Below are 20,341 nucleotides of genomic sequence, written 5' to 3' on the forward strand. Positions count from 1 at the left end.
AGATGGATGACAACGAATCACTTGGAGACCTGCTTGGAGGAACGGACAAGAAGATCCTCTCCACAGGGAACACAGAACTTGATAAAAAAATTGCAGACGGCCTGCCTCTCGAGTCGCTCACCCTCATCGAGGGGGAGAACGACACCGGCAAGAGCGTACTGACGCAGCAGATCGTCTGGGGGGCGATGAAGCAGGGGCTCAATGTCGACCTCTTCACCACCGAGAACACCACCAAGAGTTTCATCACCCAGATGGAGTCGATGAGCCTGGACATCTCCGACTACTTTGCCTGGGGATATCTGCGGACCTTTCCGCTGCACACCGTCGGGTTTGAGTGGAAGAAAGAGGACATGCAGGGCATCCTCCAGGCCATCATCACGCATATCCACCAGAGCAAGGCAGAGGTCGCGGTCATCGACTCGCTCACCCTCTTCACCGAGTACGCCTCCACCGACATGATCCTCACGTTCTTCACCAACTGCAAGAACCTCGTCGACCATGGCAAGACGATCCTCATCACCCTGCACACCTACGCCTTCGAAGCCGACACCCTGGTGCGGATCCGCTCGATCTGCGACGCCCACCTCTTCATGAAGAAGGCGCTTGTCGGCGATAAGTACGTCATGATGCTTGAGGTCGTAAAAGTGCGTGGAGCACAGAGGACGACAGGGAACATCGTCAGTTTCGAGGTCCACCCCGGGTATGGCATGAAGATCATCCCGATGACCTACGCGAAGGTCTGATATGAGTTCAGGGCTCACATTCTCAGCGAAACTTCCCTTCAAGACTGAAGAAAACGAGGACCTGAGCGGATGCTATGCAGACCTCGAGTCTTCGGCCCTGTACCGGATGCTCCCCTCCAATGCACGGGAATATGTGAAGCATAGTCCTCACCTCTTAGAGTACCTCAACATCTTCCCGGTAAACCAGTACGGGATCCCGCTCTTCTTCTCTGAGCTGAATAATGACGCTAAAAAAGCCGAGACTCTCAACCTCATCTACCCGGCCGACGGCGACACCTTCATTCACATCCTCCAGGACCCCGACGATGTCAGGAACTACTATATCCCGATCGAGCCCTCCTTCCTGCACAGTGTAGGCTATCTCCTGCCGCCGGTGGAGACGCGGCTCATCGACCTTCTGGACGCCCTGGAGACCGACCCGATCACCGAGGAGGAGCGGATCGCGGTCCTCAAAAAACTGATCAAGGAGATCGTGTACATCAAAAAGCCTGATGAAGAGATCAATCCCGACCTCCTCGACGGCACCCAGAAAACTTCGGTCAAGGACAGGGTCGTCAAGTTCCTCAACACCGACTTCTCGTCAAAGAAGAAACTCGACACCAGCGAGGTGGACAAAGGGATCACCAGGCTCCCTGACGGGCGGATCGTGGTCACCCCCCAGGAACACCGGGCACTTGAGTACATGATGATCAGGGACAAGATCGAGATGGGCATCCTCAAGCCCTTCCTTTCAGACCCTTATATCGAGGATATCTCCTGTGATGGGGTCGGCCCGATCTTCATCGAGCACAAGGCCTTCAAAGGGCTCAAGTCGGTGATCGGGTTTACTGATTCTGGGCCTCTCGACCAGTTCGTCATCAAGATGGCCGAGCGGATCAAGAAACCGATCACCTACCGCAACCCGGTGGTGGACGCCACCCTCCCGGACGGGTCTCGTATCAACATCGTGTACGGCAGCGACATCAGCCGGCACGGGAGCAACTTCACGATCAGGAAAGTGAACGAGGAACCGCTCTCCATCCTCCACCTTATCAACTCCAAGACCTGCGACTTCATGCTCGCGGCGTACCTCTGGATCTGCCTGGAGTTCGGGATGTCCCTCTTCGTGAGCGGGGAGACGGCGAGTGGGAAGACGACGACGCTCAACGCGATCACCACCTTCCTCCCGCCAGAGAACAAGATCGTGACCATCGAGGATACCCCTGAACTGACCGTGCCGCACCGGAACTGGACGCGCGAGGTCGCGAAGGGCAAGGGGAAAGGCGAAGGCGAGGGCTCGGACGTCACCATGTTCGACCTCCTGAAGGCCGCCCTCCGTCAGCGTCCCAACCAGATCCTGGTGGGTGAGATCCGTGGTGTCGAAGGGAGCGTCGCCTTCTCGGCCATGCAGACCGGTCACCCGGTCATGAGCACCTTCCACGCCGCCTCGGTGGAGAAACTGATCCAGCGTCTCTGCGGTGACCCGATCCTCATCCCAAAGACTCACGTGGACAACCTCAACATCGTCATCATCCAGAGTGCGGTCCGCAGGCCGGGCGGCGGGACGGTGCGACGGATGCTCAGCGTCAACGAACTTGTCGGCTACGACCCCCAGACCCAGGGTTTCTCCTTTGTCGAGATGTTCCACTGGGACCCGGTCACCGACGAGCATGTCTTCTGCGGGCGTGGGAGCAGTTATCTGCTTGAGAACAAGATCGCAACCCTCCTTGGGATCCCTGAGAGCAAGAGGAATGAGATCTACTTCGAGGTCGATAAACGGGCAAAGATCCTGCAGCGGCTCAATGATGCCGGCTACCTCAGGTTCTGGGACCTCTTCCACACGATCTCGAAGATCAAGAAACAGGGTCTGCTCAAGATCGAGGTCTGAGAGATGTTCGAGTCGGTGAAGAACAAACTCGTCGAGAAGAACGGCGGGACAGTCCCCTTCGAGGAAGAGGTCGGGGCGGCGAAGGAAAAGGTCGCCCAGATCGCTGAGAACAAGAAGATGGAAGGGGACCTGGTCTTCATGACGACCTACATGGCCTCGGCGATGACGGCAGACGTCTCGCGGCCAGAACTCTTCGAGTACACTGCAAACCGGCACGAGTACATCTCGACAAAGTACATCCAGAAAGTGGTCTTCTTTGTCAAGCGCTGGAACTACAGCTATGCCGAGGGCCTCAGGATGGTGGCCGACCGGGTCAACAATGAGATGCTCAGGAGCATGTTCAACCGCTACGCCAACTCCATCGAGTCTGGTGTGCCTGACGGCGAGTTCCTGGATGTAGAACTGGACACCGCCCGCAACGTCTACCGCAACACCTTCGAGCAGGGCTTCGAGATGCTGAAGAAGTGGGGCGACGCCTATATCGCCCTCCTCTTCTCCTCGATGCTGGTCGCGATCATCCTGATGATCTCGGTCGCGATCTATGCTCCGAGCGGGATCGACTCGGCCCTCAACACGGCCTATGCCCTGGTCTTCCTCACCTCGGGCTTCGGCATCACCCTGATGTACCGCGCTGTCCCGGTCGACGAGAAGACCATCGACCGGTCGATGAACCACTGGTGTTCGCGAGAACAGTCGATGATCGACAGGTTGCAGAAACCTATCCTTACAATCACTGCGATCGGGGTTTTTCTTCTCCTGCTTACAGGAGTGAACACAGGAATGGTCTACCTGATGCTCGGGCTCCTGCTTGCCCCTCTCGGGATCATCGGCTACATCGACAACCACAATGTGGTGCTCAGGGACGAGGACTTCCCGGCATTTATCAGGGGGGTGGGGTCGATCATGGAGGGGAAAGGCACCACCATGGTCGAGGCGATCAGGGAGGTCGACCGCAAGTCTCTCCTCGCCCTCGAACCCCATATCAACGCCGCTTATACCAAGTTGAACCTCGGTCTCGACGAGGCCATGACCTGGGAGCGGTTCATCGGCGACTGCGGGACAAATCTCATCGCGAAGTATATGAACATCTTCAGGGACTCGGTCTCGCTCGGCGGCGCCCCGGGAGTCATCGGCAATATCGTGGGTTCGTCCATGCTCTCGCAGGTGCTCCTGCGCAGGAAGCGCGACATGGTGGCGACCGGGTTTATCGTCCTCCTGGTCCCGATGCATATCGCCATGGTCGGGATCTTCCTGGCCCTGTACGAGATCCTTCACACGATGTCGGAGGCCGTCGGCGAGGTCATGGCGTCGTTGGGCGAGAGCCAGGCGGCCCTCACCTCGTCGTCGGGGTCGATCGCCGGGTCGATGATGGGTTCGATGAACATGTTTATCAACTTCCCTGAGGACAAGATGGTCCCCTTTGTGATGATTATCCTCCTGATGATCACGCTGTCCAACATCATCGCGGGCAAGATCGTTGTCGGGGGAGACCGCTATATGGTCTACTTCCTCTCGGCGCTCCTCTTCACCATCACGGGATTGCTTATCCTTGTCGTACCGCCGATTATCGGTTACTTCTTCCAGATACCCCAGTTTGGAGCGGTTTAACATGAAAAAGATCAGTTTCCCTACAATTGACCCGACTATCAGGCGTTTGCTCATCTTCTTCTCGACGGTGAGCATCGGTTCAGTCTTCATCATCTATGATGTCTCGACCGAGATGCTGATCATCGGGACCGTGGCCGCAGGCTCGCTCACGCTCTTTATCTTTGGGGCCGCCAGACTCTCCGACCTGAGACCAAGTCAGATCAAGAAGGCGGTCCACAAGGCTGTCGAGGAGTTCAAGGCCAGGAAAGAGAAGTCCACTGAGCGTAAGAGTGCAGACGAAACGAAGGCGTCCCTTCTCAAGACACAGGCAGAGGGGAAGTCCGGCTCGATCGTCTCGGTTCTGAAGTCTTTCACTGAGGCGGTGGGAGGCGGGGCCGAGAGGCTGAAGGCCACGCTCTTCCATAAAGATGAAAAATTCGAGGAGATCGATACCGCACTTGCGGCGGCGTCTGTGGGCGTGGCTGGAGGGGCGGCGGCAGCCGCCGCCTCTGGTGCAGCGGCCGGGAGCGGCGGTGCAGGCGGCCTTGACCTTGATGACGAGGAATTCGACGACGCTCTTGAGGGACTGGACCTTGGCGACGACCTTGATGATCTTGAGGAGATTGCCGGCGCAGATGGCCTGGGCCTCTCCCTTGATGAGGAGGTACCTGGGGCGGCTGCAGAGACGTCGGCCGATCCAGAACCTGACGATGCGGCGGTCTCCGCGATCCTGGAGGCACACTCGGACGAACTCGAGGAGTTTGAAGAACTCGGTGAGATCGAGGATCTGGACGCCGATCTGTCCGGGGACCTGGACGAACTCGACGACCTCGATCTCGACTCCCTTGAGATCGATGAAGGAGAGGTCGAAGGGGTCCAGCCTGAGCCTGAGGAAGAAGAGGACGTCCTGCCCGAAGCGGAGGCGCCGGCCGCCGACCTTGCGCCCCCGCAGGAGACCGGTGGAGAGGCCGGGTCAGGAGAGGATGGTGAGGGCGACGAAGGGTTTGATATGCTCGCCTTTGCAAACGGGGGCGGAGACTCCAGCGGTCTGCTGGACCTCCTTAAAGAGGATGTCAAGAAGAAGAAGACCGAAGACTATGATAGCCTCGTCCGTGACATGAAGGGGCAGAAATTCAAGGCCGATGACCTGGTGAATGAACTTGAGGATACCTTGAAGGAATTAGGAAGTGAGACTGTAAAGAATACAGAGGAGAATATGAATGAGTAATGTGCCTGTGAAGATCGAGAAGCAGGGGAAGTGGATCACCGCAAAACTCGCACTGGACAAAGAAGGGATGAAGTCCTCGGACAAGTCCCTTGCAGTCCTGTACAAATCGATCGTCGACCTGGAGGCAAAGGGCAGTGTCCTCAATATCGTCGTGAAAGGACAGAAGGACCCTGTCAGGATCGCCTCGGTCGCGAAGGTACTCAGTGTTCTTAAGAGGCAGATCCTTGCCTCGTGCAGTGCATACCGTCTTGGCACTTTCTTCATGTCTCCGGCAGTGAGAGGCGGCGTCTTCGTCAAGAACGCAGCCTGGGAAAAGGGGGGTATCGCCGTCCTGGTCTCGGGGATCTGGTTCTTCTCGAAGAACCACCAGATCTGTGTCCCTCTCGATGATGTCGCCTCGATCGAGATGACCAAGCGTGAGGTCCAGGGCAAAGACGTCGATGTCATCAAGATCGACCACATCGAAGAGGACGAGGTGGTCACCAGCCTGGTGCTCTGCCCGATCACGACGCTCCAGGTCCTCTATAATTTCCTGAAAGAGTCCACCAAGGGCATGGATGTGGCGAGTCACGAGGTCGACCCCCAGTCGGCACAGGTCGCCATGCTTGTATACAGTGGGATGGACACCGCATCGATCGAGAATATGCTCACACTCTCACAGCGTGATGTCGACCGCGTCTACGACGCCCTGATCAAACAGGGACTTGCCGAGGTCGTCGTAACTCGAAGGGAGGTGAAACTCACCACAAAAGGCGTGAGGTTCATCTCAGATGCAACAAAAGTATAAATTCTTTTATTTTCTCCCCTCTTCAAAAATCGGAAAATATATATTCTCGTGCTCTCAAATAGTTACTTTAGAGCACTATGGGAAGGATCTTAATCGTCGATGATACGCTCTTCATGCGGACTCTCCTGAAGAACATCCTCTTCTCTGGAGGGCATACGATCGTCGGTGAAGCCGAAAACGGCGAAGAGGCGATCGCTAAATACCAGGAATTGAAGCCCGACCTCGTCACGATGGATGTTGTCATGCCAAAGAAGAACGGCATCGAGGCACTCCAGGGGATCAGGGAAGTCGACCCCCATGCCAGGGTGGTCATGTGCACCGCGGTGGGCCAGGAACAGATGGTGAAATTGGCGGTAAAAAGCGGTGCAAAAGGCTACATCGTCAAACCATTCCAGGCCCCGAAAGTACTTGAGGAGGTGAAAAACGTCCTTGGGGCCTGATCATGATCAGGATTCTAATTGTCGATGACTCGGTCTTTATCCGCACGATACTGAGGGACATCTTCAGTAAATCGCCTGAGATTGAGGTGGTGGGGGTTGCGTCTGACGGTGCTGAGGCGCTCAAACAGATCGATATTCTCAAACCGGACGTGATGACTCTCGACATCGAGATGCCGAAACTCAACGGTCTCCAGGTGCTTGAGGGGATGAAACGCTGTCGGCACCGGCCAAAGGTGATGATGCTCAGTTCTCTCACGGCAAAAGACGCGGAGCACACAAAAAAAGCCCTGGCTCTTGGCGCCGACGACTTCATGCTCAAACCCACCGAGATCTTCAAGGTCCGGGGGATCGAGGAGGAACTGGTCACCAGGATCAAGCACCTCATCGAGATCAAGCCTGCGGTCAAGGTCGCAGGGCGCCGGGACCGGGTCGCCAGCACGGTGGTCCTCTTCGGCTCTTCGGCCGGGGGACTCCAGCAGCTCGATCTCGTCCTCTCCAGACTCTCGCCTGATCTGGGGGCGGCAATCGTCGTGACCCAGCATATGCCCGCGGGGTTCACGGCCGCTCTTGCCGAGCGGTTCAACCGTATCTGTCCTCTTCCAGTAAGGGAATCTGAGAACGGGACGGTCCTGATGGAAGGTGAAGTCGTCATCTCAAAGGCCGGGTATCACTCCCTGATTTCGGCGGTGCTCACCAGGAACGGGACTCGTGGGGGCAAGATCATCCATTCCTCGGCGCCCCCGGTCCATGCGGTACGGCCGGCAATTGACAAGACCTTCTCGTCAGGGGCGAAGATATTCAAAAATCGCACCCTTGCCGTCGTGATGAGTGGTATGGGGAATGACTGCGGTGCCGGTGCCGCCGATGTCAGGGCCGCCGGCGGGACGGTCTATGTCTGTAAGGAACACGACTGCCTGGTCTATGGTATGGCCCGTTCAGCACTCAAGACGAACTGTGTCAACCAGGTGGTCTCCCTGCGGCACATCCCCGAGGAAGTCATGAAGACGGTCAAAAAAATGGAGGCAGTACATGGCTGATATGGAGGACTATAAAGAACTCTTCGTGGTGGAGTCCAGGGAAAGCAATGAGACTATCGCCCAGGCGATCCTGAACCTGGAGGAGTGCAATGACCGGGAGACTATCGACGAGATCTTCAGGTCGGCGCACACCATCAAGGGTGCCTCGGCGTCGATGGGTTTCATGAACCTGGAGAAACTTTGCCACACAATGGAGGACGTCTTCGACCTCATCAGGAACGACAAGATCGTGGTCTCGGCACCACTCATCGATGTCCTGCTCGGGTGTACCGACGAGATCGAAGACCTGCTCGATTCGATCGAAGGCGGGGGGACCGACCAGGGAGAGAATATCGAAGACCTGGTCACGGCTCTTGAGAACTGTAAGGCAAGCGGGGACCGGGACGATCCGCCGGGGGCCGGGGCTCCCGAGACAGAAGAAGACGGTTCCGGGGATCCTGAAGACGGAGAAGATCCTGGCGACGAGCCGAGTGCAGGTGAAGCCTCCGGGAACGGCGCACGCTACCGTGTGACCGTATCCATTGTGTCAGGGAGTTCGATGAAGGACGTCCGTGCCATGATCGCCCTCTCGAACCTGGACGAGATCGGCACGATCATCTCGACCACCCCGTCGGTCGAGGCGATCGAGGACGGCCAGTTCGAGGACTCCTTTGAGACCATCATCGAGAGCGAGGTCGGAACTGAGGCGATCCAGGCGGCCGTCTCAGGGACCGACATCGCCGGGGTGGAGGTCGCGCCGGCAGACGCCCCTCCTGCTCCCCCAAAAAAGAAAGAGAAGAAAGAGACCAAGAAACAGAAGTCCGACCACCGCGGGAAGACGCGGGAGATCAAGAACATCAGGGTGGATATCCACCTCCTCGACCAGATGATGAACCTGGTCGAGGACCTGGTCATCAACCGTGGTCGCCTCAAACAGATCGCCCAGAAACACCAGATCAAGGAGTTTGATGAGGCCCTCAGTATGGTCGGGCGCTCGGTGGCAGATCTCCAGAACCTGATGATGCATATCAGGATGATCCCGTTGAGCCATATCTTCAATCGCCTCCCGAGGGTCGTACGTGACGTGGCCCAGCAGGAGGAGAAAGAAGTGGACTTCATCATCGAGGGCGGGGAGACCGAACTCGACAGGAGTGTCATGGACGGGCTCAACGATCCTCTCCTGCACCTGATCAGGAACGCCGTCGACCATGGGATTGAACTCCCTGAAGACAGGAAGGCCGCCGGAAAACCTGAGAAGGGGGTCCTCCGTCTTTCGGCAAAGCGGGACCGCGACAATGTCGTCATCAGGATCGAGGACGACGGTGCCGGGGTCGACGTCGAGAGGGTCAGGGCAAAGGCCGTCTCAAGAGGATTATATTCTGAAGAAGATGCCGCCTCTCTCTCAGAGGAACAGGTCGTCGACCTTCTCTTCAGCCCCGGGTTCTCGACCGCCGAGACGATCACCGACATCAGCGGCCGCGGGGTCGGGCTTGACGTGGTGAAGGCCGCGATCGAGTCGATGAAGGGTTCGATCAATGTCAGATCGGTCGAAGGGAAGGGCACCTGTTTTGAACTGGTCCTGCCGCCGACGATGGCCATCGTCGAGGTGATGATGGTCAGGATCAATGGCCGGCGGTGTGCGATCCCGATCAGCAACGTGGTCGAGGTTGCCATCCTCAAGACGGAGGCCGTCCACCGTGTCGGGACCAGCCAGGTGATCCTCCTGCGCGACGAGGTGCTTCCCATCCACCTGCTCGACGATATGTTCGGCGGGTCCAACCACGGCGAGGTCCTTGTGGTCCTCCAGAACAGTTCGAAGAAATGCGGTATCGTGGCCGATGTCGTCGAAGGACAGCAAGAGGTCGTCGTCAAACCGCTCAGCACTCTTATCGGGAGTTGTCCGGGCGTGGGCGGCGTGACCATCCCTGGTGATGGCGAGGTCGTCCCGGTTCTTGATGTAAATACCATGATCTAAGAAATTGCATCATAATCTTTGAGGAATATCATGAAACTAACAGAAATACAGACAGATGCACTCGAAGAACTCGGAAACATCGGGGCGGCCCATGCCGCGACGACCCTCTCCCAGATGTTGATGAGCAATATCGAGATGGACGTACCGGCGGTCGACATCATCGATATTGCTGATTTTTACCAGAATGTGGGTGATGAAAAAGTCGCCCTTGTAGTCTTCAGGATCAAGGGGGAGGTCGCGGGCGAGGGCTTTGTCGTGATGTTGATGCCGCTCAAGTCCGCGATCAGGATGACCAACACCATGCTCGGCATGGGTGATACCGAGCGCGAGATCACCGAGATGGATGAGAGTGCCATCATCGAGATCGGGAATATCATGGTCTCGGCCTTCCTTGATGCGACGGCAGGTCTCCTTGGTATCGTCATGCTCCCCTCGCCCCCGTCCCTCTGCATCGATATGGGACATGCAGGACTTGAGGCGCTCATCGCCGAGGTCGCTACTGATACCAATGATGTGGTCGTCTTCAGGACCAAACTGACCTCTGGCCAGCATGCGATTGACGGGACGATCCTGATGTTCCTGACTCCAGAGATGCTTGAGAACCTGCTCAATCTCCTTGAGGCACTTACCTCTCAGGGGATCTAAGGGAGATAGCATATCATGGCCGAGTTTCGACCTGCTGATGTCAATGCCCGATTTATAGGAATCGGTGAGTACTATGTGGGGGAAGACCCCATGACCACCATCGGGCTTGGCTCATGTATCGCTCTGATCCTCCATGACGAGCGGCATGGTGTCGGAGCCATGGCCCATGTGATGCTCCCTGAGAGCAAAGGCCAGGCCGACCGCCCCGGGAAATATGCAGACACTGCGCTTGGGGTTCTGCTTGAGGGACTTGAGAGGTTTGGGACGAGAAACGGTTCGCTCAGGGCAAAGATGGTGGGCGGGGCCAATATGTTCGGGTTTAATGACAACAATCTCAACATCGGTGAACGGAATATCGAGGCGGTGCACATGATGCTGGACCAGCAGCGTATCTCCCTGATCGCCGAGGATGTCGGGGGAAAAGTCGGACGATCGGTGATCTATGATCCCGGAGCGGGCGGCGAGATCGTGGTAAGGAGAGCGGACGGGGCATGCGTCGAGCTGTAATTTTCATTGTCTTTGCCTGCATCGCATGCACTGCAATCGCGTCTGCAAACCTGACGGTATTTCAGCCTTCGTATGGCGGCCTCTCCGCTACCAATGTCTATGACTGGTGCAATGGCCCTGACGGCGAGGTCGTGGCGGCGACCGCGCGGGGACTCTCTGTCTTTGACGGGGAGAACTGGACGACCTATCATAGACCTGCGGGCTATGTGCCTGAGAGTCTCATCTCAGAGACGATCCTCTCGGTGGAGTACGGGCCGGATAATACGCTCTGGCTCGGGACAACCCTGGGCCTGCAGTCTTTTGACGGCCAGTCTTTTCACACCCTTGCCACGCAGGATCAGTTGAAGAACCCGGCGGTGATCGCCTTGCAGCGCTGGGACGATGCGATGTGGGTCGAGACGCGGAACAGCGGTGTTCACCGTGTGGAAGGCGGGAACTGGACCTGGTACAAACCGTTCGCGCCCGGGTCACCGGCAAGTTATGCCCTGGAAGATATGGCTCTCGATCCTGAGGGGCGTTACCTGTATTGTCTCTCAAAAGAGGGGCTCTGGGCCATCGAGGAGAACTCTACGGGGGGGTTCTCTCAGGTGACCATGGACGGCATGTCGCTTCGCGGGTACGAGGGGATCAGGACCGATCCCTTTGGCGGGGTCTATCTCTTCAATCGCAGTCAGGTGGTCCACCTTGATGCGGCCGGGAAGGTGGCGCCGGTGCTCGGGTGCGGGGACTTCGAGAGAGTGGGCATCAGGGTCCAGGACCTTGGTGCGGCACCTGACGGGGCGCTCTGGGTGGCGACGAATTACGGGATCTTCTGCTGGAAGAACCTGAGGGTCGTCGAGGAGATCGGGCGTCCGGATGGGATCTGGGCACGGTCCATCAAGACGGTCTTTCCTGACCAGGCGGGGCGGTGCTGGTTCTCCACTTCGACGTGTGTAGGGTACTCGCCTCTTCACAGTCAGACCGGTACAGCGATCTCCTTTGTGGGGCCGGCGCGCTGGGACGGGAACCTGCGTCTGCAATAGGCCTCCACTGAGTTGAGATAGGCTTTTTTTGCTTTTTTTACCCTGGTCTCGTCCTCTGAGAGGATGTCGTGAGAGAGATAGTTGATGAGCGTGAGGTAGTGGTCCTGCGAGGGGTAGGTCTCTTTCATGGCCTGTATGCGGGTGTATGCGTCTTTTTCATGCCCTGAAAAGAGGGAGAACGAGAGGTCGAGGAAGCCAAGGACGTCGGGCGGCATCTTTTTTTCTCCGGCTTTTTTCCTGAAGGTATGGTAGCCTGAGCGTGTCCTGGTCCGCAGCGCGAGGAGCATGCCGTAGTAGTCTGGTTCGCTGCTTTCCGGTGCCTGCTGGAGCATCTGTTTGACGATGTCGGCCGCGCCGGTTCCATCTCCTTCGTCGATGGCAAACTGGAATGCTTCGCGCAGGACACCCATGTTGTTCCCGAAGCGGGTAAGGGCGATCTTGAGGGTCTCTCGTCTCATCTCGTGGTTGTGATCGGTATGTGCTTTTTCAAGACCGAGTTTGATGAAGGCGGGGTTGCTCGGGAACCAGTCGATGGCACTTGAGGTCATCAGCCAGAAGATCCTGGTGAGGGCGGGGTCGGCGGTGTACGGGAGGGAGGAGGCGACGGTCTGGTGGGTGCGTGCGAGTTCGAGCATCTGTTCTCTGGCCCGGAGTTCCATCTCGCTTGGGGCTTTGATGTTCTTGAGTTGTGCGACTTCTGAGAGGGAGAGGGCATAGTAGCAGTAGGCGAGGGCGATGTGGATCAGGGGGTCCCGGGAACGGTATTTCCTGAGGTATGGGAGTGCGTGTGCAAATTCTCCGGCCTTCATCATCCTGAACCCGGCGGCGATCTCGACGCCGGCCCGCGGGTTTTTTCCTCGTTTGAGTCGTGCGGCATGTTCGACGACGCGGTCGACAAAGGTAGGGTCTGAGCCCCTGGGGGAGGTCTCAAGGATCTTGAAGCTGATGGCGTCAAGGAAGGTGTCGTGGTCTCCCGGGTCGAGGTGGGGAAATGAGGATTCGAGTGTGGAGACGACATGGCCATAGAAGACTGGAAGTTTTTCGTCGATTTTATGATGGTTGGACTGGATGTATCCAAAGAAGTCCTGTTTCAGGGTCTCGATTTTGTCATAGTGCACCGCTTCAGAGAGAGTCTCGCCGCGCATAGTATGTGATAGTGATTGATATTAGTTTTTATATTTTAGGAATTGATCTTCTGAATTGGGGACGGTGGTCCACGGGTTTTGTAAAATTTAGGCTCTGTGGAAATCCTTGCCTCTTCCAGGTACATTCGTGACTCAATGAGCCTGGAAGGCAGGATGGATGACTATGACGAGGGTGGTGCCTTCCCGGCCCAATCTTCATCCCAGGGGTCCGGGCCTCCGCTCCCCTGTGAGGACGATAGGGACAGGAAGGCAGAAAGAAGATCATGAGGACGTGATGCGATCTCCCGCGAATCATTATCAGCAGGGGGTCGGGGATGGTGGGGGGATCTTCAAGGTCAAAAAAAAAAATTGACGGGAACTTTATTCTGGATAATCATCCCTGGAGTGCCCCTTCATAGGAATTTTGGTTTGGTCTCCATCTCGATGTGGGTCAGGGCATTCTGTGATTCGATGATGAGGTAGTAGTCGCGGGGCATGATCTGGATGTTTTTGATGATATGGCCAGGGCCGTTGAGTTCGAATCCTTTGATGACGGTGTTGTTCCCGGCATCGACGAGGGCTGCTTTGACATAGGACGATGCCGGTTTTTCTGAGGTAACGGTGCAGTTCATCCGCCACATCTGGTACGGAACATAGAAGGTCTCGGTCACCCCGCCCAGGGTCGCGTCCAGGCAGGCGAAGGGGACGCCGTCTTCCGGGCCCCATGACGGGTCTGAGCCGCCGAAAAGGTTCATCTCGTCAGGAATGAGGTAGGTCTTATATTTTAAGACAGGTTTCTCGACATATGAGATCCTGAAGATAGAAGGGGCGCGCACCGGTGCAGGGGTGGTCAGGGCCGGGTCGGTCTGATTTGCTATCGAGGGGTGCTGTGATCCGGTCCCTCTCTCGTCTGTAGGTTGGTAGTCTCCCCACCATTGGACGCCAAAGGCGACGAGGATGACGATCACGACACCTGCCGCGACACTCAGGAGGTCTCCTGAAGACATGCTCAGTATATATGATAGAGTATGTAAAAAGCTTTTTTAAAGTTTCTCCCACATAAAAATTACATATTGCGATTATTTCATGGTTCTGCTTTTTTCAGAAATTACGAAACTATATAAATTACGACTCCGATTTATACTTTGATGGACCTCCCGGAATTCAGGACATGGGTCTTTCTGTATCTCATCTCCTCGGTGGCTCTCCTCTGGGCGGCGTTCCTCTCTGCACAGGGGGTTATGCTCTGGATGAGCATGATACTCGTGCTTGTCGTGGTCGGGGCAAACTTTCTCGTCGTCCTGAGCGAGCTCAAGCGATGTGCGGCGCAACAGGAGATGATGAAGCGGCTTTCTGCAATAGAGATGGAAGTCGAAGAAAAATAATTGGTCGCTCTATTTCTGTCCTCTGAGCTGAATACATTCCTGGCTCTGGAGAACCTGGCGTGAACCTTGGGCTCACACATACGCGGTTGAACCTGATCGTGGGTCTTTGCACCGTGCACTGATCTATTGTTTCTCCTTCAGAGCAGACACCACGTGGGAAGATCATCACATGGCCGCCCTTACCGATCTCCATTGTCAGGCAGGGGTCTGGGGGCGGCCACTCCAATCAACGTGCCTTCCCTCAACACCATGCCGGGGGCGAGTGCCACCCGCACCCCCGGGATGATGATTGGGTCAGGAATACAGAGGCTCTCTTATTCTAACTCTGTAGAAATCCTCTTGATAGTTCTCTTCGACAGGGGGCTGCACCCCCCTGACCCCCCGCCACACGATTGAGTCGAGGACGGCATCCCGTCTTTCAGGATCTTCTATTCAGCCTTCCCGCTCCTATCTTCCTCCCAGGGATCCGGGGGCAACGCCCCCGGCGGGAGGCTATGGGAAGGCGGATGACACGCATTCTTCCTACGAGAAGTGAGGGTTTACCATGAAAATGATCCTGACGTTCAATTCTAGAGTTGCGGATAAGAATTTGAGCACACAGAATCCTCTCAGATCTGATATGCAGATGAGGGAGACACTTTCTGAACGACCCGGCTCTCTGCCTTCCCTGCCCTATCACAATCCCGGGGGTCCGGGGGCAAGGCCCCTGACCCCCCACGACGAAGAGCGCCGAGGGGCGGCATGATGCTCGACTTCGATCACTCCTCGTTCGTAAAAGGATGAGGGTCAAGAATTGATCAAATTTGAGATGATATTTTCATCCCATATGCCTGAGGCGTGCTCTCGACTCATGCCGGATTCTACAGAGCCCTCATTCAAGAGATGTATCTGCAATCTGTGTATCACTCTTGAGGAAATCTGGTGGATAAAAATCATTATGGAATCCTGGAGAGATGATTTTTGCGATCATTTTCATGGTACATCCTCTTGAAGATATTTTGTGGCGGCGGGCGTGCCGCCCCGGTGAAAGATATTTGTTTGGCTCTGTAGAATTGGGCATGAACTCTGGGCTTTACGCATACTGGATGAAAAAATTTCATCGCTAGGTCTCTTATTTCAAGACAGGAGAACCGGTGCAGATCTCACTTAATCGCCATCCCTGGCGCGAAACGGTGATAATGATTCTGTGATGAGAGCGGCCGGTCTGAACATCGAAGCCTTGCCCCATCTTTTCGCCGGGGGGCGGCACGCCCCCCGTAGAGATTCCTCTCCAGCACATTTTTACAAAACTCCCACGAGAACCACTTCGGCGTCGCGCAAAAAAGAGCGAAGGTGGCTTTGTAGAAATTTTGTAGAAATTCTGGCCCTGTAGAACTCCTCACCAATTCTCGGTGCGAGCGTGATTCAACCACCTTCCCCCCTCTTCTCGTCGGGGGCGGCACGCCCCCCACCAAAGATACCTGTCCAGAGGATTTTTACAGAGCCGAAATTCTCATTTTTTCCGGGTGCAAGTGTGAACCATCCGCCTTCCCCCATCCCCTTGCCAGGGGTTTGGGGCCGGGAAGACAGCATTGATGCACCTGAAGAGGAGGATGCCGTCTTCGACCGGTCGTGTGGCTGGGGGGAGCGGGAGGGTACAACCCCCTGCCACCAGGAGAGATCAAAAAGATTTTTACAAACCCGAGGCGGCGGAGATGTTTACTTCTTGGTATAGACCTTCTGGATCGGGTCAAAGGGGGCGAAAAGGGCCTCGACGTCGCGTCCCAGGTATTCGGTCTTGCCCATCACATAATACCCGTCCATCCTGAGGGCGTCATGGATCATCCGCACCAGGTCGGTCTTCTGCGCTTCATTGAAATAAATGGTCACGTTCCTGCATGAGACGATATCCAGGAATCGGGCTGCCGGGATATTGGACATCAGGTCATGATAGGAGAAGCGGATCATCGCTTTCAGTTCGGGCTTTGCCTCGTACTTCCCGTCGTCCCTGTGGAAAAAGTGCTTCTGGATCTCTCTTTCTTTGAGGTTCTTGAGGGCCCTCGCGTCGTACACCCCTTCCCGCGCCCTCTCGAGGACCTTGCGGTCGATGTCGGTCGCATAGATGGTGCAGTCGATCTCGTGGGTGAACGAGAGATCCCTGGCAAGCATCGCATAGGTGTATGCCTCTTCCCCTGTGGCGCACCCTGCACACCAGATCCGCACCCGCGTCTTCTTCTCCAGGATCTCTGGGAGCACCTGCGTGCGCACCACCGAGAAGACTTCGGGGTCTCGCAGGAACTCGGTCACATTGATGGTGAGGGCGTTCCTGAGACGGTCTTTCTCCTCCTCCTCAGAGAGGAGATACTTGTGATAGTCGGCAAATGAATCATTCCCTGAGATCCGCATCCTGGAGAGGACGCGGCGGCGTATGTAGTCTTCCTTGTAGTTGGAGGTCTTGATCCCTACCACACGCTCGATAGTCCGGTTGAGTGCTACAAAGTCGTCCATGGTGTGTCCCTTGAATTACTATTTGGTCTTGAAGGTGTCCATCTTTATTTTCAGGTCTCTTGAGAGCTCAGTGAGCTCATGGGCGGCGCTGCCGACCTCCTGCGTCGAGGCGCTGACCTCTTCGGCGAGGGCGGCCATGTCTTCTGTCTGTTTGAGGTTTTCTTTCGTCTTGCCTGCGGCCGATTCCATCATCTCCATGATCTTCCCGGTCTCCCCGGCCTGGTTCTCGGTCGCCCGGGTGATCTCGGTGATCGCGTTCGCTGCCTCGCCGATATCGACACTGATCCTGGAGAGGACCGTGATCGCACGGTTGACGCTCTCGATCCCCTCCTCGATCTCCTGGTGAGAGGCCCGCATCGACTCGGCGGTCTGCTCGCTCTCCTTCTGGATGGAGGCGATCAGTTCCTCGATCTGCTGGCTTGCCTCTCTGGAATCACCTGCGAGGTTCCTGATCTCGCCTGCGACCACCGAAAAGCCCCTGCCGTGTTCGCCGGCCCGCGCCGCCTCGATCGCGGCGTTGAGGGCAAGCAGGTTGGTCTGGCTGGAGATCTCGTTGATCAACTTTACGATCTTTGTGATCTCGTGCATCTGGGTGTTGAGGTGCCCGATATCTTTGACAGTCTGCTCAGAGATCGTCCCGACGGCTTCCATCTTCTGGGACGCGACCTTCCCGATCTCGGCACCATGCCGCCCGTCCTCGGCCGAAGTCAGGGCCTTCTTCATGACTTCCTGGGTGGTGCTTGCGATCTCTTCGATGGATGCGGAGAAGTCGGCGATGCTCCGGTTCACATTCTCGATGCTCTCCAGGAGGTCGCGAGAGGACTCCGAGGAACTCTGGGTCGCGATGGCCACCTGTTCGGTGGCCTTGCTGATTTCGGCTGCGCCTTTTCCAGTCTCCCCGGCCGTCTCCTTCACGACGTCCACGGCCTGGTTCACCTCCCCGATGATCGCCCTGAAGTTCTCAAGCGAACGGTTGTAGTTGGCCTTCACCCCCGCGAGGAGGTCGTCTTCTTGAATTGCAACGCTGGTGGAGAGATCGCCGCACGCCGCGGCTTCCATCACCGCGGCAAGGTCGGCGGCACTCTTCTCAAAACTCTGTGCCCGCTCGTCGGCCTCGGTCATGAGCGCCCTGATCCTGTCCTCCTTCTCGCGCTGAGAAGTGACGTCATTGTAGACGATGATGATGCTCGCGATCTCGCCGTCCGCGGAGAGGAGCGGGATGCCGTACTGCTCAAGGTTGTGGGTGCCGCTCGGGAGTTCGACCGTCACTTCACCATAACAGCGCCTTTTATGCTGGAGAGTCTGCTTGAGCCCTTCGCCTTTCTGTTCGAGCACCCTGAAAGAACGGATGTTCGTCCCTTCCAGGTGCTCGTATGGGATCCCTGACATCGCGGCGTAGGCCTCATTTGCCGAGATGACCGTAAAGTCAGGGGTGATGAGGAGGATGGGCATCGGGTTCTGCTCGATGATCGTCTGCGAGCGGGCCTGGAGATCTTTGATCTCGGCCATCTCCTCCTTGAGTCGCGCCTCGTTCTCTCTGACCTCGGTGATGTCGTAGAAGATAAAGAGCCCCCGGTCGGTCCGGCCAGTCTTGGTGCGAAGCGGGATGCCGTACTGATCGACGATCTTGCTCCTCTTTCCGATGCTGAGTTCGAGCGTCGACCTGGTCTTCTTCCCCCTGGAGAAGACATGGCTGTTCCTGTCCCCAGCAAGATGCCTGATTGTAGCACGGCCCTTTGCGCCAGAGAGGAGGCGTTCCCTGGAGTCTTCCATCAAGGTGCAGTAGGCGTCGTTGAGGGCAAGCACCTGCAGGTCCTTGTCGATGAGAGCCATCGGCATCGGGTTCTCCTGGAAGACGGTCTTCAGCCAGATGTCGGCCTTCTGCTTCTGTTGCATCTGGGAGAAGATCTCCTCGATTACGCCGGCAAGTTCCCTGAGTTCATCGGGGTAGGAGGCGCTGTCCAGGTGAAGGAAGGCGTTCCCGTTGAAGGTGTGCCTGATGGTGTCGGTCAGTTTCTGGACTGATTCTTTTGACCTGACCGCCTCCTCCTTCAGGTCTGCAAGGGTCGCCTGTTCCTCCTGCATTCTGAGGATCTCTGCTTTCAATCCTGCAACCTTCGCCTCGTCCTCATCGGTCGTCCTGGTGGTCTCCTCTTTCAGTTCCTCAACTGCCGCCTGTTCCTGCTGCTGTATCCTGGCCGTTTCTTCTTCCAGTCGTGCAACCTTTGCCTGCTCCTCCTGCACCATGCTCAGGGTGCGGTTGAAGACCCAGGCAAGTGGCTGCAGGGGGGAAGGGAGGACGTCGGTCTCGACCGGTGCGGGGGACGTACTGGAGAGGGCCTGCTCCAGGGTGCTGGTGAGTTCGACGACCGCGTCGTCTGGCACACCTGAAGGTGTCGTCTCTTCCTGCATCCTTGCGATGACGCCGGTGACTACGTCGGTAAGGCCCCTGAGTTCTTCAGGGACTTCTCTGGTCTCCACTTCGACCGAGAAGTCACCGTCCAGCGCCCCTTGCAGTGCCGTTGCGAGGGCGTCGACCCTCTCCACCAGGGCTTCACGTTCCTCTTCACTCCCGTTCAGTGCCGCGGGTTCGGCAAAAAGCGCCTGTCTTCCTGGTTTTTCTGAAATCATCATCTCCACCTCTGTGTACGATCAGTCCCACTCGCCGACAAAGGCCGCAATCTCCCTGTACGCCGCCGCCGCCTGACATTCCGGGGCATAGTGGGAGATCGGGAGCCCGTGTTTCTGGGCTTCAGGAACCTCGCGGGAGAAGGGAATCTTCTCCACCCTGAGAAATGTCCTGGCCGCCTCGGCCTCGACCGGGTCTCTGTTCTCTTCGTCATGCTCCTGTGCAAACCGGCGTTTCATCCAGGAGAGAAACCCTTTCGGTCTCTCCTCAGGGGGCGAGCGCGACGTGATGAGGGCCATCTCGGCCCTGATCTTTACGCCGATATGCTCCTGGATGTCCCCAAAGATGGCCTTCATCGTCGCCACCCCCCCGAGAGCGAAGAACCCTGAGTCCAGGGTGACGACGACATGGTCGGCCGCGACCATGCCGTTGATGACGAGTTGCCCCATGCTCGGCGGTGTGTCGATGAGGACGAGGTCATAGTCTGTGGCCTCCTTCGCAAGGATGTCTCTGAGGATAGTCGCCCGCTCCTCGACCGAGTAAAGGAAAGGTTCTGCCCCGACAAGGTCGAGAGAGGAGGGGAGGAGATCGATTCCTGAATCGGTCTGGACCACCACTTCCTTAAGACCGACCTGAGGGAAGTCGTCGACGCGGCCCATGAAGAGATCATAGATACTTTTCTGGTAAGACCCCGGCCCGACACCGAGACCTGAGGTTGCATTTGCCTGGGGGTCGCTGTCCACGACCAGGACTTTCTTCCCTGCCTGCTGGAGAAACCCCGCGATGTTGAGGCACGAGGTCGTCTTGCCGGTCCCTCCTTTATGGTGGGCAAATGCGATACACCGAATGATCTCACCCTGCTCCTGCTATGAGAATTTCGCATGATCCATTATAAAGAT

17 protein-coding genes are annotated in these 20,341 nt (G+C 56.8%); 12 read left to right on the top strand and 5 right to left on the bottom strand.

The window, feature by feature from the left end; genetic code table 11:
- Window positions 1-2: 2 nt before the first annotated feature.
- The 11 genes from J2129_RS03050 (at window position 3) to J2129_RS03100 (ending at window position 11,817) form a co-directional block, all read left to right on the top strand.
- The gene (locus tag J2129_RS03050) at window positions 3-743 is read left to right on the top strand and encodes an ATPase domain-containing protein (RefSeq protein ID WP_209629373.1); all 741 of its coding nucleotides are present in this window, start codon (window positions 3-5) and stop codon (window positions 741-743) included.
- 1 nt (window position 744) lies between these two features.
- Complete coding sequence (locus J2129_RS03055) at window positions 745-2,610, top strand: type II/IV secretion system ATPase subunit (protein WP_209629374.1); 1,866 nt, start codon at window positions 745-747, stop codon at window positions 2,608-2,610.
- Window positions 2,611-2,613: 3 nt separating this feature from the next.
- Window positions 2,614-4,218 carry an archaellar assembly protein FlaJ gene (gene flaJ / locus J2129_RS03060; protein WP_209629375.1) on the top strand — a complete coding sequence of 535 codons (1,605 nt, stop codon included), beginning with the start codon at window positions 2,614-2,616 and terminating at the stop codon, window positions 4,216-4,218.
- 1 nt (window position 4,219) lies between these two features.
- Entirely contained in the window at window positions 4,220-5,425 is a 1,206-nt protein-coding gene (locus J2129_RS03065) for a hypothetical protein (RefSeq protein WP_209629376.1), read from the top strand.
- Window positions 5,418-6,212: a CheF family chemotaxis protein gene (locus J2129_RS03070; protein WP_209629377.1), complete on the top strand. Its 795-nt coding sequence runs from the start codon at window positions 5,418-5,420 to the stop codon at window positions 6,210-6,212. The genes J2129_RS03065 and J2129_RS03070 overlap by 8 nt, the downstream gene beginning before the upstream one ends.
- A gap of 77 nt (window positions 6,213-6,289) precedes the next feature.
- Entirely contained in the window at window positions 6,290-6,652 is a 363-nt protein-coding gene (locus J2129_RS03075; protein ID WP_209629378.1) for a response regulator, read from the top strand.
- Between the two features lie 2 nt (window positions 6,653-6,654).
- On the top strand, window positions 6,655-7,689 hold the full coding sequence (locus tag J2129_RS03080) for a chemotaxis protein CheB (protein WP_209629379.1): 1,035 nt from the start codon (window positions 6,655-6,657) through the stop codon (window positions 7,687-7,689).
- Complete coding sequence (locus tag J2129_RS03085) at window positions 7,682-9,643, top strand: chemotaxis protein CheA (protein ID WP_209629380.1); 1,962 nt, start codon at window positions 7,682-7,684, stop codon at window positions 9,641-9,643. Before J2129_RS03080 ends, J2129_RS03085 begins: the two co-directional genes overlap by 8 nt.
- A gap of 30 nt (window positions 9,644-9,673) precedes the next feature.
- Window positions 9,674-10,288: a chemotaxis protein CheC gene (locus J2129_RS03090; protein ID WP_209629381.1), complete on the top strand. Its 615-nt coding sequence runs from the start codon at window positions 9,674-9,676 to the stop codon at window positions 10,286-10,288.
- 15 nt (window positions 10,289-10,303) lie between these two features.
- Window positions 10,304-10,795: a chemotaxis protein CheD gene (locus J2129_RS03095; RefSeq protein ID WP_209629382.1), complete on the top strand. Its 492-nt coding sequence runs from the start codon at window positions 10,304-10,306 to the stop codon at window positions 10,793-10,795.
- Entirely contained in the window at window positions 10,780-11,817 is a 1,038-nt protein-coding gene (locus J2129_RS03100) for a hypothetical protein (RefSeq protein ID WP_209629383.1), read from the top strand. Before J2129_RS03095 ends, J2129_RS03100 begins: the two co-directional genes overlap by 16 nt.
- On the opposite strand, the gene J2129_RS03105 is transcribed toward J2129_RS03100, so the two are convergent.
- Both J2129_RS03105 and J2129_RS03110 read right to left on the bottom strand, forming a co-directional pair.
- Window positions 11,751-12,962 carry a hypothetical protein gene (locus tag J2129_RS03105; protein WP_209629384.1) on the bottom strand — a complete coding sequence of 404 codons (1,212 nt, stop codon included), beginning with the start codon at window positions 12,960-12,962 and terminating at the stop codon, window positions 11,751-11,753. The two genes, J2129_RS03100 and J2129_RS03105, sit on opposite strands and share 67 nt — an antisense overlap.
- A 392-nt stretch (window positions 12,963-13,354) precedes the next feature.
- On the bottom strand, window positions 13,355-13,948 hold the full coding sequence (locus J2129_RS03110; protein WP_209629385.1) for a hypothetical protein: 594 nt from the start codon (window positions 13,946-13,948) through the stop codon (window positions 13,355-13,357).
- A gap of 141 nt (window positions 13,949-14,089) precedes the next feature.
- Between J2129_RS03110 and J2129_RS03115 the strand changes: the two genes are divergently transcribed.
- Window positions 14,090-14,326, top strand: coding sequence for a hypothetical protein (locus J2129_RS03115; protein ID WP_209629386.1), 237 nt, complete (start codon window positions 14,090-14,092; stop codon window positions 14,324-14,326).
- A 1,698-nt stretch (window positions 14,327-16,024) separates the two neighbouring features.
- Here J2129_RS03115 and J2129_RS03120 read toward each other — a convergent pair.
- From J2129_RS03120 to J2129_RS03130, 3 genes are read right to left on the bottom strand one after another with little or no spacing between them, the layout of a single operon-like run.
- Window positions 16,025-16,813 (bottom strand): protein-glutamate O-methyltransferase CheR, encoded by a 789-nt coding sequence (locus J2129_RS03120; protein ID WP_209629387.1) that lies wholly within the window; start codon window positions 16,811-16,813, stop codon window positions 16,025-16,027.
- A gap of 18 nt (window positions 16,814-16,831) precedes the next feature.
- Window positions 16,832-19,444, bottom strand: a complete 2,613-nt coding sequence (locus J2129_RS03125) for a methyl-accepting chemotaxis protein (RefSeq protein ID WP_209629388.1) — start codon at window positions 19,442-19,444, stop codon at window positions 16,832-16,834.
- Window positions 19,445-19,465: 21 nt separating this feature from the next.
- Entirely contained in the window at window positions 19,466-20,293 is an 828-nt protein-coding gene (locus J2129_RS03130) for an AAA family ATPase (protein ID WP_348632330.1), read from the bottom strand.
- Window positions 20,294-20,341 lie beyond the last annotated feature (48 nt).

It is taken from the genome of Methanofollis sp. W23 (assembly GCF_017875325.1).
Taxonomy (GTDB): Archaea; Halobacteriota; Methanomicrobia; order Methanomicrobiales; family Methanofollaceae; genus Methanofollis.